Here is a 15,513-nt window from a genome sequence, read left to right on the forward strand (position 1 = left end):
TAAGAAAATTCACTGCCAACAACTAAGATAATAAAAGAATTAAAGCCCAAAAATAGAGAAAGGTGAATTTGAGGACGTTCAAATTCACCTTTCTTACTATTTGAAGCTAGTTATGTCCCAGCCTCTTTTTGGCTTACGTCGTATTTTTAAGGTTATGTGGAAGGTCTTGTTTTTTCTGTTTTTTTGTCTTGCGGTTTTATTTCTGAAGCAAATTCGGAACTAGTAATACTTTTCGCACTTTGCATCCCTGATTTAGTTTTAATATTCCGTTTTGTCATATTTTCACCACCACTCTTAAGATGCTTATAATTTAACAAACCAGTAAAAAAAGATTCGGAAAAGTTTTTTATCACGGCTGCTATCATACATTGCGACCTGTACCAATTGTGCAGCCTACCCTAATGATAATTGCTACCATGATAAATCGGCTTTGAACTCCCTTTGAACCCGCAGTCCGAGAAGGAAAAGAATATGCTCGGGGAGCAGGTGACAATAAGGGTCAGCTAATGGCTCAGCTTCTTGGAATTAAAACATACCTGGATGTGTTTAGCGAATTACCGGTTAATGTCCATCCTTTGTCGAAATACATAAGGAACTATTAAAGGCAGACCTGTGGATGCCTATGAAAATACATTAGAAAGAATTCATTCGATTCACGATTCATACAGAAAATCCCGTTAATTGAATCAAGGTTAGGAGTACTAACTCTCCTTTTAATAACAACGAAGGACAATTGGGAAACCATGAACAGGCAGCATTAGCAAAATTACAAAACTACAAACCTAGTGTCATTACTAAGTTATTTAAGCAATAAGACAAAGAGCTAGAAGACCTTAGAAGAGAAGTGATCGAAGCAAGAACTAAAGATAAGAAAGAGTACCAGTCTTGGGAGAGAGACGTAAAAATCGCTACGAAGGTGATTGAGGGAGATATTGATACTTACTTCGGAGTGATTCAAGAATTTAACCCCTTAGACCACTTAACGGAATTCGCGAGCAGCTTTGAGTTCTTCGCGGACGATTCAAAAATGATGGAGATCGAATTTGATGTACATAGTGAAACAGTTGTTCCAAAGGAACAGTTATCTTTAACTAAAACGGGAAAATTATCTGTCAAACAAATAACAAAAAGTAAATATTTCGATATCCAACAGGATTATGTCTGCAGCTGTGTATTAAGAATTGCAAGAGATATGTTTGCCCTCTTACCTTGGGATACCGTTTATATACATACCACAGATACCATTATGGATATAACCACAGGCATCTAAGAAAGATGACGATTCTCCCTGTTAAAATTGACAAACGCTCTTTAAACAAATTAAACTTCGACAATATTGACTGTTCAGATGCCATGCAAAACTTTGTCCATCAAATGGAATTTAAGAAAACCGCAGGTTTTAGTTAGGTAGATAAATTAACTGTAGAATAGTTTATGCTTTTCAAAGACCTTTTTTTAATCAGGATATAAAAAATAAAAAATTACTAGGTATTTCCTATTGGGAGAATTTACATTGCACTTTTCACTTTTTCAAGTTAACATAATATTATTATTTTTTTAACTTTCACTGACTTCCATCCGGTTTTCGATTGACTAAACTGTTTTCTGTTAAAAATCTTCTGATCATCAACTAATCATCGGAAAAACAATTTTAGTTGACAGTTAGCTCAAAAATGCTCAATGAATAGAGCTAATCTCGAGAATACAATATTTATTTATGCTAATTAGTAAAATCCTTGATTATGTGATACACTTTGTTTACCATTTGATTTACTGTTTACATGTGCCCTACTCATTCGTGAGTGGGGCTCCTTGTTTTTTGATAAAAAAAACAGACTCTATAAAAAGAGCCTGCTCCGAGTTTGTTTTTATTAAGCTTTACGAACGTTAGCTGCTTGAGCTCCACGTTGACCTTGCTCAACATCGAAAGTCACAGTTTGACCTTCTTCTAAAGTTTTAAAACCTTCGCCTTGAATAGCTGAGAAATGAACGAATACGTCTTCTCCACCTTCACGTTCGATGAATCCGAAGCCTTTTTCGCTGTTAAACCATTTTACTTTACCATTTTCCATTTATGTTGCCTCCTAGTGTGCAAAACACACAGTGTATTACTATCCTTGCTCTCAGTGATCATCAAGACGAAAAGTTTTACTTATACAATCCTTTACACCGAACAAAAATAATTCTGTATTATATTACCATTTTTCAAAAGCATTTGCAAGGACCTAATTATATCTCCAGCTTGTAAATAAGCTTTCCTTGGAATCAAATAAAGATATTATCAAAGATACATTTTAAAATTTAAAAACTCTTCCACACATTAAACAAGATTTTGTTAGTCCAAATGAAAAAAGCTACCAAATACCTATTTTAGCTTCTAAACAGAACGGATGTTTTGATGTAAAATAGTTAATGTCTGTTTTTTAACTATTTATGATTATTAAAGGTGGAATTAAATTGAATGGTACATCACATGCAGTCATTGGATCAGCAACAGGATTTATTGTTGCTAATTCATTGCAAACCTCTCCTACAGCGACACTCTTATTTGTTGGATTAGGAGGCGTCTCAGGATTAATCCCTGATCTAGATATTGACGGTAAGCTTCGTGGAAAAATTACTTTGTCTCATAAAGTGATACGGCTATCTGCCCTGATAATTGGAATGATGATGATTTTTTATAGTTTCATTGAGAAAACAAGGGAAGATAGATGGCTGGGGATTGGAATCGGCATTTTGATTATTGTGGTTGCATCCTTCATTAAACAAAAACATATGTTAACCATTACAGGGATTGCCATACTGTTGGGAGGATTCTCGCTAGACGAACTATGGTTAATTCTGCTTGGAATCTACATCGTCATTGCGTCCTTTTCTTCTCACCGCAGCTATACCCATTCCATCTTAGGGATTGTTTTCTTTGGGATTATTGCTTCCAATTTAGAGGGATCACTTGAGATTCATGGTGTTTTCTATTCCTGTATAGGTGGTTACATCAGTCATCTGATAGCGGATTTAAAAATACTTCCATTCAATAAGCGTGGGATTAAGCTGTTCTTACCGCTGTCATCCAAGGAATTATAACTACATATTTTCATGTGTTTCATTTATGAATTCTATTAATCTTTTTTGAATGTAAAAAAAGCCAAATATGCAAGTTGTGCAAAAACTTGCATATATTAGGCTAATAATTTTATTCATTACTGTGTTAAAGCACCAGTTACCTTAAGTTCTAACCCTTGTCCATTATTATTTATAAAACTTCTTATACCTCTCTTAAAATAGTTTTAAAATCTGAGGAAGTTTTAAATCTAATCATAATCAAATTTGCACGGTTTATTATGCTGCTTGAACTGCTCTCTTTTTTGGTTTTCTTTTGTTCTTCTTCTTAAACCACCACATATAAATCCCCGTAAACATTAGAATGGTTGGAGTAAGGCCACCAATTGCGTATAAAATTTTTGTAAATATTCCTCCAAAAGTTCCTGTATGTAAAGGATGATGCCATATTTGATAAAGTAGACCACTGTTTATTTTTGGATCTAACTTGCCTACTATTTTTCCATTATACTGGTCTAGCCATACTCGTATGTTTCCATCCCCAGGGTCGTAAGAACGACTAAGCCGAATTTCTATTGCCCCTTCAGCCATTCCTTGCTCCATCTTTTCTGGCATTCTAACTTGAGTAATTGTTCCCTTAGGTACTTCTTTTTCAGCTTTACTTAATAAAAGATCCAGAGGAAGCTTTCCAGTTGGAAGAGGTTTAGAAATAAGGTTCTCTTCTGGAAGTGTTACTTTTGCTTTTCCTCCAAACCAACCGAAAATTGTCTCATCGTATGTAAAAAGGGCTCCTGTTAATGAAACAATCAATAAAAATGGTATTGACACTGCCCCGAGGACCTTATGTAAATCATAATTCTTTACAAAAACGTTTTTATTGCGTCTCATTTTAAAACCATTTTTCCATTTTTTTAATCCTGGCCACCATAAATATATTCCTGACAACGTTATAAAAAAGAAAAGAATTCCAATTATACCAACAATATTTTCACCTTTAAAATCTTCCAGTAGGAGCGATCTATGAAAATCAAGGATGATATTAAACAATGTCTTATCCCCTAAGGTTCCATTTATCTGTCCTGTTCCAGGATCAACAAATATTGATCGCTGCTTTTCACCTTCTTTCAGTCGAAATAAGTAAACTCCTTTCGACTCTGGTTCATTTGGTGTATATACACGTTGAATTTCTCCTTTTGGATATGAGATTTTTACAGTTTCCAATGCCTTTTGATACGTTACTATTTTACTTTCTGTTACTTTAAACAAATTAGGATGTAATAAATGATTTAATTCTGGTTCAAAGACAAGTAGACTTCCAGTTATTCCAATTAGCACGATAAATATACCCACTAACATACTCAACCATAAATGAATTTTTCCAATTAATTTCCGCATATCATAAATACCTACTTTCCAACAAATAAGAATAAAAGCTCAAAATAATAAAAAATCTCATGAAATTGATTATCATTATCATTTAGTATTTTAAATGATAATGATAATCAACGTCAATTTATTTTTGTTACTATAAAAAATAAAACTAGGTAGCTGGTTGCAGAAACTATGACCTCACATTTAGTTTAAAAAGCTACTCACCATTAGCCCATAAGTTTATTTCATAATAATCCTTTGCCCTATATGCACCTAATGTTTCCATCTTGTTCATACCGATAGGAATGGCCGATGACTTTTTCAAAGGATTAGGTACGGATAAAAGATTTAGGTTTCATTTAATAGCAAATCTATGTTTAAACTGAAATTTGATCAGGAAGAGTATACAAGGAAAATAGCAGAAAGAACAGGAGAAAACCTAAAAATAATGAGTAAAGCTTTTGAAGAGAAAGAAGAGTATAAACATGAAGTATTACAGACTTTGAAAAACATCAAAAGCAACACGGTCGGACCTGCTTTTATTGTGGACGAACAATGACCGCCTTCATGGCGGTCATCGACTTTTTAATGTATTGTTGTTTTTGAAAAAAACGCATTATACGCTTTTGTCGGATTGGCAAACCATTCAGCAATTTCGTTTGCTTTTACTTGGTCCTGTGCACCCTGAAGTAGCAATTGAACAACATGCTCAGGTAATGGTTTCGTCATGGCATTTGTCCATTCAGTTACTTCTTTTACATACTGTTTCGTTCGATTCCAATAACACTCTCCTGTTTCTACGTCCCACTTAGAATTTTTGTATTCGGTAAGTGTTTCATACAATTGTTCAGCACAGTAAGAAGAGAGATTACAGCCTTGACCCGTAATAGGATCGTTTAAAAATACACTATCGCCACAGCCAACTACCAGCTTATTTTTAACCATCAGATACGGCTTTCGAATAACAGGTGTTAAGGCCGTTTGGAGAAAGCTATTTTCATCACATAATTCAAAATTTTTTCCATCCATTCGGTTATAAATTTCCGGAAAAAACTGTTGAACTGTGCTCCTCATTTTAAGAGTAAACTCTTCTGCATTTTTTATTCCTTTAAATATGTCTAAATCGCTGTTTGGTATTGCCATAATGAACAGTATGGTAACAGGACCGTGTTCTGTTATTGCGGGTATTTCAAACATTTCACCCAACTCAGGAAGAACCGTTACACTTACTCCCAAAGGGGTGTTTGCTTTTATACCTTTGAAATAACCAACGATACATTTTCGCTGAGGAGTTTGAAAAGGAGACAGATCCTCTTCAATCGGAAACGGAAAAAGAGGTCCATTTTTCCCTGTACAATCAATCACCAAATCAAACGCATCTATAAGTACTTCCACACTCTCTTTTTCTACCTTTTCTAGACGGAAGGAAACTCCCTTTTCTACAAGATCTTTAATAGAATGAGAGTAATACAAACGTTGATCAACAGATAATGCCGGATCACGTAATTTTCCTACAAATAGTTTTTGATTTCCAATCGTAATATGAATACTTTTAATAAGAGCTTGTTCTCCCCATTTTGGCACATTAAAGCGTTTTTCACGATTCCTTGTTGATCCAAAATGCACTTGGGTAGACATGATTCGACCATTTTTAATTTGATCTGATGATTGTCTTTCAATGACTGTAATATCAAAATCGTCCTTTAGAGCATAAGCTAGGTGTAGTCCGGCTACGCCACTACCAATAATACAGAGTCTCTTTTTCAACAATTTCACTCCCTTATTAGAAAATATGGCATTCTCCAATCGATTTAGATGAATGCCTAAGTTACATTATATGTACTAGTTCTGTGAACTTTTTAGCAACATTTTCCTTTAAATGTAACTATGGTTTATTTTATTGAAGGCCAACTCAGATGTAAATGGTTCTTTAGTGACAGTGTTTATTTACTAGACCATAAAGGAAATTTGGGCAAAAATCCCTTAACAATACATTCCAAAAAGTGTAATATGACACGGAATTTTTAGCCAAATGGTCATCTCTCCTTTTTAATACTAGCGATAAGAGTTCAGATTTGCATCAATACATCCACAAATTGTAAAAACATCCACAAGTTAAATATTGCACATTAATCAAATATTACAATTTTGAATTTTTTTAATTTTAAGCTGTGCTATTAATTTAATCACCTTTTTTTACCATTTATTTATTCTTAAACTAAACTGCGACTTTAGTTAAAAGCAAAAAAGCTGCCGAGATGACAGCTCTGATAAGTTATTTATAAAATACCATATTTCCTCGTGTAGCCAGCCCCGTTAGTACAAGAAGACGATTCTATCACTTTTTTACTTTTATTTTTTTGGGTATGGTCGTCCAGTACATGGGGTCTTCTAAGCCTAGCCTCCAAATCCCGATTCCCCGTAAGTTATATTTTTCTACAAGGTTTAGCTTAAACCGCAGACTAAAGCTATTCTCAAACCAAGCCTGATGGCTATGATGTTTTTCATCTACATAACTGAAATGTGGTGTTTGCGAACGGGTGTCCCAAATCACTTTAGATTTATATTTGGTTTTCTGATCCATTAACAGTGAATAGGAGCTATATACGGCTTTTTTTGCTGTTGTATTCCAGTCCCATCCATAACCAGCAATGCCGAGTAAAATTTTTGATGGTGGTACTCCCTGTTTCAAAGCATAACGAATTGTTGCTTCTGTCCAATTGACTGATGCTGTGGAACCTGGTACTGTTCTTGGGTTGTGTTCATCGTAAGTCATGATCATTAAACTATCTGAGTATAGACCAAGCTTTTCGTAATCAAACCATGGAGACCAGGGATTAGCACGGGAATCACCTGTGTTTGCCGGCACTGAAACCGTAACTATTTTCCCGTCACGATGCAGAGCATCTGACAATTTCTTTATCATTAGACTAAAGGAATCTCGGTCAGTCAAAAATAAATTTTCCATATCAATATTAATACCGTCATATTTATACTGCTTGATTTCATTGCGTAAGTTCTGAATGAAAAGATTGCGGTTTTTATCATTATCAAGTACATTACTCGCTGCCTGCTTGCCTTTCTCCACGGTTTCATATAAGAGATTATGTACAACCATATATACCTTCAGGTGTTTTTTATGAGCAATCTGAATAACCTTTCTCTTATGATCAGCTGTAACGGAATCTATAAGACTGCCTGGACGTTTATCATCAAGCTTATACCAAAAGGGTGCAATGATGCTTAAACTGGTGGATTGCGAGTTCACTGTAGGTTGAGACCCTGGATAGGTTCCTTCCTGTTCTGTGTAGAAACCTAAGACTTCACGAGGAGTTTTATTCTTATTGTTTGCCTCTTTTCTTTCTATCTGACTACAGGATGACATTAGTGATAATGCCATACATAAAGAAATGATCGTGAATGACCGGAAACCGTTTTTCGCCATGATACACCTTCTTCTAGTTTGTATATTTCTTAAGTTGATGAGAAAAGTTGTAACTTATTCACGAATAATTTTTCCTCCATAAAAGGATTACTGAAGAAATACCATGATACCTCAATATACTTATATTTTTTCATTCGATTCGGGTATTATTTCAGGGATTTTTCACTTATCATATAAAATATTATCATTTTATTTTTATATTTAAAGGTGGAGAATCTATGATGAATAGAAGAAAGGGAATCCTTCTTGTCATAACGGGAGCAATATTTTGGGGAATTGGTGGCACAGTTGCAAAAAAGCTTTTTCAGCAGTATCAAATCGATGTAAATTGGATGGTAACAATCCGATTGCTGATAGCTGGTTTTTTACTCTTAACCGTTCAATTTTTTGGAAAAGACCGTTCCCAGATTCTTGGTGTCTGGAAAACTCGAAGGATAGCGATTCATTTGGTGATCTTCGGTTTACTCGGTATGCTTGCGGTTCAATATACCTATATGGCGTCCATTAAACATGGAAATGCGGCTGTTGCAACACTTTTACAGTATTTAGCACCTGTAATGATTATCGTGTACTTACTTTTCCGCAAACAAACAGTTCTAACACGAAATGATTTGTTGACTGTTTTGCTGGCTTTAGTTGGTTGTTTTTTCTTATTAACAAACGGTTCAATCTCTCAATTATCTGTGCCAACTCTTGCCATCGTTTGGGGTGTTTTATCTGGAATAGCTTTAGCATTTTATACTCTATATGCCGTTCCATTATTGAAACAATACGATTCACTTGTCATAGTCGGATGGGCAATGATCATCGGTGGTATTGCATTAAGTTTTATCCATCCGCCTTGGCAAATAGACTTTAAAAGCTTGACGCTAGAAGCTTATTCATATTTAGTCTTCGTAATCATATTTGGTACTATGCTTGCATTTTGGTTTTATATAGAAAGTTTGCAAAGTCTGTCGCCTAAAGAATCCAGTCTTCTAGGCAGCATAGAGCCACTAGCTGCCGTTTTAACAACGGTCTTTTGGTTAAAAGAACCCTTTGGTTTTTTCCAATGGGTTGGTACAGTATGTATTATTGGAATGATTCTAATATTGGCTTTGGGTAAAGATTCTTCTTCAAAGACTAATCAACTATCTGATAATGAAAAGCCCCTCAGAGTAAGTTGATTAGGGGCTTTCTGACCATTGAGATTGTCAACTACTACAAAAAATCTATTTTAAAATAAGTTTTAAGGAAAGAAAAATACTAATAAAAAGACCATCGTCACCGATGATCTTTATACTCGCTTTGCTCCAATATATCTAGGATGCCAATATGGGTTGCTTGTGTAGGTGATAATAACCCCTTTAGAGGAGGATGCCATGATCATTTTCCCGTATCCGATATAGATGGCAACATGTGTTGGGGCACTTGCTTTATTCGGTCCATAGAACAATAAATCACCGATCTGCAAGTTTGATGGTCGATATCCGTTTCCATAGTACATTTGTGCAGCAGTGCGATTTAGTGTTCTTCCCGCTTTTCCGTATGAGTACTTCACAAGACCTGAACAGTCAAATCCGCCAGGCGAAATCCCGCCCCATCGGTAAGGAACTCCGATATTTGATTTTGCAATCGAAATGGCTGCTGTATGATAATTATAAGTTGCTGCTTCCGCTTTTTCACCCTTGGCGGCGAACAAAGAGCCACAAGAAGCTAAGATAGTAAAGGCTACGATGAATTTCTTTAGCATGATTGTTTCCTCCTAGTGTGATTTGATAAGTTCACTATACTAGAAAGGTATGACAGACTCATCACAGCAATATGATAATTTCATTACAAAGTAATTTTAATATAATTTTAAAATACTAGATCGTTATTCTCTAGCATGTTAAGAGTCGTTATTATTGAAAAGATTTGCTAAAGTAAAAATCCTAGCAAAAAAAACCTTTGACCAAAAGATCAAAGGTTAATTTGGGGGCTAAGTGGTCTTAAAGCATTAATCATTTAATCCCTTTCCATTGAGAATTTGCGGCATATATTTTTCAACCCTTGCCACTCGAGTTTTAGATTGTTTGGGCTGAGAAAAATGAAGAATGTATGCTCTTTGCCTTCCTGGCGTCAATGCTTCAAAAGCAGTTTTCAAGGCAGGGATCTCATCTAATTTATGTTGAAATTCTTCAGGAATGGTGTAATCTGTATTCTTTTTAAAATTCACTTCCAAACCGGCTTTTTCCACTTCAATCGCTTCATAAATATAATCTTTCAGAATGGTCTCCATTGCAACAATTTCTTGAACATTGGTGAACCGAATCTGGCGACCCGCCTGTACATTTTCCGTTTGTTGAATTAAAATCCCCCTCGCATCCTTTAATAAGGAACCTTTGTGAAACAAAAGCGCACAATAGTCTTTAAAACCATGGATTAAAACAATGTTTTTTTTCTCAAACGTGTAACAAGGATGCATCCACTTATATTCTTCAGTCAGCTCACAGTCAAGAACGATCTGTCTCAACTTCTCATATTCTTGCTTCCACTTTTTAGCTTTACTTAAAAATTCATCAACCTTAGGATTCATTCTTCTCTCTGTCAACAAGGTACACCTCACTTAAATTCTACCTGCCACTTTTTTGGCTTTACTTAAATATATATTAATCTCAGGACCAAAACTAGATATTACGGTATATGTACTCTTTCGATATATAATAACTACGAGGAGGTTGATATCATGAAAGCCATTCAAGTTACACAATTTGGTGGACCTGAGAAATTAGTCTATAAAGACGTAGAGGATGTCGTTGCAGAAAAGGGAGAGATGTGTGTTCGTTTATATGCGGCGGGCGTCAATCCAAGTGATACTTACACATTAACAGGTACATATGCGTTTAGTATACCTCAATTGCCTTATACACCAGGGGTAGACGGTGCTGGGATTGTGGAAGCGATTGGAGAAGAAGTCACAAACGTTCGTGTTGGTGACCGTGTATTTATTGCGTCCTTAAAAAAAGGTCATAGTACAGGCACATTTGCACAAAAAGTAGTATGTGATGCAACTATGGTTCATCCATTACCCGAGCATGTATCTTTTGAACAAGGTGCAGCATTAGGCGTACCTGCGTTAACCGCCTATCGTGCATTATTTCAACGTGCTTGTCTGAAGCCTGGTCAAACCGTTCTTATTCATGGCGCCAGTGGCGGAGTTGGATTACAGGCTGTGCAAATGGCAAAATCTCACGGTGCTAAAGTGATTGGAACAGCAAGTAGACAAGAGGGTAAAAAATTGGTGCAGCAGGCTGGTGCCGATTTTGTCATTGATCATGTGACAGAAGCAACGATTGAAGATGTGCTAGCCTTAACAGGTGGCAATGGACCTGATGTCATTATTGAGTTTTTAGCAAATAAGAATTTAGAAACAGATTTAAAGCTGATTGCACCATTTGGTAAAATTGTTATTATTGGTAATCGTGGTTCAATCGAAATAAATCCACGTCTTGCCATGCAAAAGGAATGTGATATTTTAGCAACAGCTCTTTGGAACGCACCAAAAGATGAATATGAACAAAGCATTCATGGTATCATTGGCATGCTAACAAGTGGTGCACTTCGTCCAATTATTGGGACAACATTGCCGCTCCAGCAAGCATCACAGGGCTTTGAACAGCTGGAAAAAGGTTTAGGAAATGGTAAACTTGTTTTAATCATTGACTAATAATTCTACGTAATTAAAGTCTCTCACTAAATGCTTTTATTAAAAAACATCTATTTTAATACATGGTAAAATTGTATTTAAGGGCGATGCTAAAGGAAGCATCGCTTCTTTCCTTTTTTAAACTTCCCTCTTCTATCTCTTTCCCACACATCTTTGTCTATTTTCAACAGATAACAGCAAAAACATTATTTAATACGATAAAAATTAATTTAAAATTCAATTAACAATAAATTAGAGAGGTGTTTTTATGAAAAGAGGAACAACATTATTTTTAAAGATCGCTGATATTCTTATTGGCATCCCCATTCTTGCTTTGTGCATCTTTTTGGTTCCTGAGATAGGGAATGTTTCAGCAAAATTGCTTCCAGAGTTTGCTTTTATAAAATATCTCGTTTCCATTGTTTTTTATGCTTCGGCAATTCCTTTTTACTTTGCTTTGTATCAGGCTTTCAAACTATTACGTTATATTGACAAAAATAAAGCCTTCTCCGAGTTATCTGTAAATGCTTTAAAGAAAATCAAATACTGTGCCATCACAATCAGTACCTTGCATGTGTTAACCTTGCCGCTCTTCTATCTCTTTGCGGAAAAAGACGACGCGCCTGGTGTCATCTTTGTCGGAATGGTTGTTCCTTTTGCTTCACTAGTCATTGCGGTTTTTGCTGCTGTTCTCCAAAAGCTTTTAAAAGAAGCGATTGATATCAAATCAGAAAACGATTTAACTGTCTAAGGCTGAAAACTTAGCAAAATCAGTATCCAAAGGCTTGTGTATGAATGCGTAGATATAATATCTGAAAATGATTGAATAGTGTGAGGTGGTTAATTTGGCAATTATCATCAATATTGACGTGATGCTGGCAAAAAGAAAAATGAGCGTAACGGAACTTTCGGAAAGGGTTGGGATTACAATGGCAAACCTTTCCATTCTGAAAAACGGGAAAGCAAAAGCGATTCGTTTTTCAACGTTAGAAGGGATATGTAAGGCTTTGGATTGTCAACCTGGAGATATTTTAGAGTACAAAAGCGATGAAGATACTTAAACTACATGGAATATAAGCGGATTAAGTATGATCTATTGCCGTTATTGAATTTTTTTATCACGATTATAAAACTTAAGAAAGCAAATGACTCTGTCCAATACTGAGCCATTTGCTTTTGTCTATTCAAGTTTCTTTTTCATTAACATCGCCTGCCAAAGGCAAGCGTGTTATTTGGGCAGCGTTGCTATCATTGGATAAAATTCAGTTGTCATAATACCAGCCATTACTGCTGGGTCATCTGCTATAAGTTTTGGGACTTGAGCTTCATTTTTAACTTCAATTACGGCAAGTCCGTGCGGTGCGGAAGGATTTAAAACAGGGCCGAAGACCAAGGCAATCCCCTGGTTTTGCTTGTCAGTCCAATAAGCAATATGTTTTAACATAATGTTCCGTTCTTCTACTGTCATATCCTGGTGAAAAGTTGTTCTTGGAGGAGTAGACTTTAACATAAAGTGCATTTTAGCTGCAGCCTCACTTGTGGTTTTTTCCGACATTCCGAATGTACCTCCATCGAATTAAATTAGTTTTTAATAATTACTACACTCAACGACCAATTATCACATAGACACCTATCGAACACAATCCAACTCTTTTCGTGTCACTTTACTGCCCATTCTCTCCAGTACCAAATCTTTGAATCTATATCTTTGTTTGCAAGAGGGAACAAACCCGTAACTTTGAGGAAATCTCTTTTTAATTCTTCTACTAAAAAGTCCGCTGTCCCCTTAATTTCATTCTATTTTGTACTCATCAAGCAGATCTTTTATCGAATGGTTCAGCTCTTCAATATTCACATTTCCTATGTTCGTATTGTTCATTCCATATTTCTTTTTTAGCAAGATAATTCTTCTGACACTATCATTAATTCTTTGTTCAGAGATCTCCCCTTTTTGGACAGCGACCTTTATGGATGTAATGGCTTCAACTATTTTGTTATAATCATGGGCCACTAAAATGATGTCACTGCCAGCATTAATGGAATCCACTGCTGCCGCGCCCATTTTATAATGGTCTGTGATTGCCTTCATGGTCATGTCATCCGTTATCACAACACCTCCGAAATCAAGCTGTTTTCTAAGGATATCCGTGATGACAACTTTGGACATAGACGCTGGGTAATGAGCATCCAATTTTGGCAGTAAGATATGTGCGACCATGACCACATCGGCCCCATTATCTATGGTACGCTCAAACGGGATTAATTCGAGTTTTTTTAGCTCTGTTAGATTTTTGTATACGATTGGCAATTCGAGATGGGAATCAACCGATGTATCTCCGTGTCCTGGAAAATGCTTAATCGTTGCGATTATATTTTGCGACTGAATGCCTTTCATGGTTTGAATTCCAAGCTTACTGACAACGTCCGGATTGTTTCCGAATGACCTGTCCCCTATTATTGGGTTTTTCGGATTGCTGTTGACATCAAGTACAGGAGCGAAGTCAAGATTGAACCCAAACCCATTTAACTCCTTGCCTAAAATTGTTCCAACTTTATAAGAAAACTGAGAATTATTTATTTCCCCAATCTCTTTATTGGTAGGAAAATTGAAAAGTCCTCCAGGCAGCCTGGTAACGCGTCCGCCTTCTTGGTCAACACTTAAAAATAACGGAAGACGGTTGTGAACATTTTCAGTCTTTATTTCATTTAGCAGCTGAACGGTTTGCTCGGGATTGACTAAATTGTTCTGGTAAAAAATCATCCCTCCAACTTTGTATTTCGTGATTAAACTTATTGTTTGTGGATCCATTTTTGTACCCGAAATACCAGCGATCATCATCTGCCCAATTTTTTCATCTAAACTCATTTCCGAAATGATTTCATCTATGCTCTTTTGTTGTTCGGCTTGATTTTTAACTTGGGTATAGACAGAGATATGATCCACTTTGGGGTTTGGCTCCTTTTTGGTAGGCTTTGGTAATATCCACTTTAAATCAGTTGTTGAATTTACATGATATATAAGGATAATTTGGTTATTGTATCGATCTTGATAGTACCCAACCTGATCAGGTTCACCGCCAGCCTTCTTAATTTCATTGAATGGAATAGTCTGTAATTCCGAATCATTGGACCTGATATCGCTCACTATTTCCCCAAGATATCCAAGGACAACATGGTGCTTTGTATATGTTTCGTACCTGCTACTTGAAGTTTTCGTTGTTTGGTCCGGTTTTCCCCATTGATTGGTTACGTCTATTTTTTGAGTTTTACCGGAAATGAACGGAGAGTTTACTACCTTCCCTTCCTTAGAAAGTGAGAAGGTATCACGGACCAATGCTTCTAGACTCGAAGATTTATCTACAGTTGAATCTGATGGTTTACTCCTAGTTGGGTGCGAAGTTTCAGGAAATGCCTTGTCTAGCTGCTTCTCGCCTCTATCCCACCCGAAAAAATAAATACCAACAACTAGAATAAGAACGAGTGATAGAGTCGAAAAAATAAGCGGTTTCAAAACGGATGGACTGCGTTTACGCATAACATAATTCCTTTCTTTGGCATATTTTTTCTAAATAAACATGTGCTCAAGGAGTCTAGTATATTCATATTATCTTATACACTATATATACTCAATCAATATTCCCTACCAATAGGTATGCTTACAAAACATATTGTTGTCCCTCTATTTTCAAAGTTCATAATTATGTATTTGGCAATTAAAAAATGCTGTTTATGGCAGTATGTTTTTTGAATGTAAAAAAGCCGAAAATATGCAAGAAATGAATAAATACTTGCATATTTTCGGCTAATTAATAATTTGGGATATTGAACAAAAGCACCCGTTAGCCATCCATGAAGCGCAAAAATCGGCGCTTCACCACAAAGAATGAAAATATATTGAATCCGGCGATAATGTTCCTAAGGCTGGGAGAGGAAGGTCGATAAACTATGGTGCCTTAGAGCCCATCCGTTA

15 protein-coding genes and 1 pseudogene are annotated in these 15,513 nt (G+C 35.9%); 7 read left to right on the top strand and 9 right to left on the bottom strand.

The window, feature by feature from the left end; genetic code table 11:
- Positions 1-152: 152 nt before the first annotated feature.
- On the bottom strand, positions 153-278 hold the full coding sequence (locus tag M3226_RS32435) for a hypothetical protein (RefSeq protein ID WP_285858069.1): 126 nt from the start codon (positions 276-278) through the stop codon (positions 153-155).
- A gap of 219 nt (positions 279-497) precedes the next feature.
- Here M3226_RS32435 and M3226_RS30690 point away from each other — a divergent pair.
- Both M3226_RS30690 and M3226_RS30695 read left to right on the top strand, forming a co-directional pair.
- Positions 498-602, top strand: a pseudogene (locus tag M3226_RS30690) (hypothetical protein); the annotation flags it as partial.
- Between the two features lie 242 nt (positions 603-844).
- Positions 845-1,270 carry a hypothetical protein gene (locus M3226_RS30695; RefSeq protein ID WP_251573217.1) on the top strand — a complete coding sequence of 142 codons (426 nt, stop codon included), beginning with the start codon at positions 845-847 and terminating at the stop codon, positions 1,268-1,270.
- Positions 1,271-1,871: 601 nt separating this feature from the next.
- On the opposite strand, the gene M3226_RS30700 is transcribed toward M3226_RS30695, so the two are convergent.
- Entirely contained in the window at positions 1,872-2,072 is a 201-nt protein-coding gene (locus tag M3226_RS30700; protein WP_251573219.1) for a cold-shock protein, read from the bottom strand.
- 385 nt (positions 2,073-2,457) lie between these two features.
- On the opposite strand from M3226_RS30700, the gene M3226_RS30705 reads away from it, so the two are divergent.
- Positions 2,458-3,084, top strand: coding sequence for a metal-dependent hydrolase (locus tag M3226_RS30705; RefSeq protein WP_251573221.1), 627 nt, complete (start codon positions 2,458-2,460; stop codon positions 3,082-3,084).
- 255 nt (positions 3,085-3,339) lie between these two features.
- Here the strand turns inward: M3226_RS30705 and M3226_RS30710 are convergent, their stop codons facing one another.
- From M3226_RS30710 to M3226_RS30720, 3 genes are all read right to left on the bottom strand, one after another.
- Positions 3,340-4,455, bottom strand: a complete 1,116-nt coding sequence (locus tag M3226_RS30710; RefSeq protein ID WP_251573223.1) for a PepSY-associated TM helix domain-containing protein — start codon at positions 4,453-4,455, stop codon at positions 3,340-3,342.
- Positions 4,456-5,016: 561 nt separating this feature from the next.
- Entirely contained in the window at positions 5,017-6,207 is a 1,191-nt protein-coding gene (locus tag M3226_RS30715; RefSeq protein ID WP_251573225.1) for a styrene monooxygenase/indole monooxygenase family protein, read from the bottom strand.
- Between the two features lie 562 nt (positions 6,208-6,769).
- Positions 6,770-7,876: a glycosyl hydrolase family 18 protein gene (locus tag M3226_RS30720; protein ID WP_251573227.1), complete on the bottom strand. Its 1,107-nt coding sequence runs from the start codon at positions 7,874-7,876 to the stop codon at positions 6,770-6,772.
- 221 nt (positions 7,877-8,097) lie between these two features.
- Between M3226_RS30720 and M3226_RS30725 the strand changes: the two genes are divergently transcribed.
- Positions 8,098-9,042 (top strand): DMT family transporter, encoded by a 945-nt coding sequence (locus M3226_RS30725; protein ID WP_251573244.1) that lies wholly within the window; start codon positions 8,098-8,100, stop codon positions 9,040-9,042.
- A gap of 110 nt (positions 9,043-9,152) precedes the next feature.
- On the opposite strand, the gene M3226_RS30730 is transcribed toward M3226_RS30725, so the two are convergent.
- A complete protein-coding gene (locus tag M3226_RS30730; protein ID WP_251573229.1) occupies positions 9,153-9,608 on the bottom strand; it encodes a C40 family peptidase in 456 nt (151 codons plus the stop codon).
- 246 nt (positions 9,609-9,854) lie between these two features.
- The gene (locus M3226_RS30735) at positions 9,855-10,448 is read right to left on the bottom strand and encodes a YdeI/OmpD-associated family protein (protein WP_251573231.1); all 594 of its coding nucleotides are present in this window, start codon (positions 10,446-10,448) and stop codon (positions 9,855-9,857) included.
- Positions 10,449-10,583: 135 nt separating this feature from the next.
- Here M3226_RS30735 and M3226_RS30740 point away from each other — a divergent pair, with 135 nt between their 5' ends.
- From M3226_RS30740 to M3226_RS30750, 3 genes are all read left to right on the top strand, one after another.
- On the top strand, positions 10,584-11,564 hold the full coding sequence (locus M3226_RS30740; RefSeq protein ID WP_251573233.1) for an NADPH:quinone reductase: 981 nt from the start codon (positions 10,584-10,586) through the stop codon (positions 11,562-11,564).
- Positions 11,565-11,811: 247 nt separating this feature from the next.
- The gene (locus M3226_RS30745; RefSeq protein WP_251573235.1) at positions 11,812-12,294 is read left to right on the top strand and encodes a DUF2975 domain-containing protein; all 483 of its coding nucleotides are present in this window, start codon (positions 11,812-11,814) and stop codon (positions 12,292-12,294) included.
- Positions 12,295-12,388: 94 nt separating this feature from the next.
- Positions 12,389-12,604, top strand: coding sequence for a helix-turn-helix domain-containing protein (locus M3226_RS30750; RefSeq protein WP_251573237.1), 216 nt, complete (start codon positions 12,389-12,391; stop codon positions 12,602-12,604).
- Positions 12,605-12,771: 167 nt separating this feature from the next.
- Here the strand turns inward: M3226_RS30750 and M3226_RS30755 are convergent, their stop codons facing one another.
- Both M3226_RS30755 and nagZ read right to left on the bottom strand, forming a co-directional pair.
- Entirely contained in the window at positions 12,772-13,098 is a 327-nt protein-coding gene (locus tag M3226_RS30755; RefSeq protein WP_251573239.1) for a YciI family protein, read from the bottom strand.
- A gap of 237 nt (positions 13,099-13,335) precedes the next feature.
- Entirely contained in the window at positions 13,336-15,078 is a 1,743-nt protein-coding gene (gene nagZ / locus M3226_RS30760) for a beta-N-acetylhexosaminidase (protein ID WP_251573241.1), read from the bottom strand.
- Between the last annotated feature and the right edge of the window lie 435 nt (positions 15,079-15,513).

Source organism: Neobacillus cucumis (genome assembly GCF_023715505.1).

Bases quoted from the DNA above. Each gene is read 5' to 3' on its own strand.
- M3226_RS32435 (WP_285858069.1), bottom strand. From the start codon at position 278: ATGACAAAACGGAATATTAAAACTAAATCAGGGATGCAAAGTGCGAAA.
- M3226_RS30700 (WP_251573219.1), bottom strand. From the start codon at position 2,072: ATGGAAAATGGTAAAGTAAAATGGTTTAACAGCGAAAAAGGCTTCGGA.
- M3226_RS30710 (WP_251573223.1), bottom strand. From the start codon at position 4,455: ATGCGGAAATTAATTGGAAAAATTCATTTATGGTTGAGTATGTTAGTG.
- M3226_RS30720 (WP_251573227.1), bottom strand. From the start codon at position 7,876: ATGGCGAAAAACGGTTTCCGGTCATTCACGATCATTTCTTTATGTATG.
- M3226_RS30725 (WP_251573244.1), top strand. From the start codon at position 8,098: ATGAATAGAAGAAAGGGAATCCTTCTTGTCATAACGGGAGCAATATTT.
- M3226_RS30730 (WP_251573229.1), bottom strand. From the start codon at position 9,608: ATGCTAAAGAAATTCATCGTAGCCTTTACTATCTTAGCTTCTTGTGGC.
- M3226_RS30740 (WP_251573233.1), top strand. From the start codon at position 10,584: ATGAAAGCCATTCAAGTTACACAATTTGGTGGACCTGAGAAATTAGTC.
- M3226_RS30745 (WP_251573235.1), top strand. From the start codon at position 11,812: ATGAAAAGAGGAACAACATTATTTTTAAAGATCGCTGATATTCTTATT.
- M3226_RS30755 (WP_251573239.1), bottom strand. From the start codon at position 13,098: ATGTCGGAAAAAACCACAAGTGAGGCTGCAGCTAAAATGCACTTTATG.
- nagZ (WP_251573241.1), bottom strand. From the start codon at position 15,078: ATGCGTAAACGCAGTCCATCCGTTTTGAAACCGCTTATTTTTTCGACT.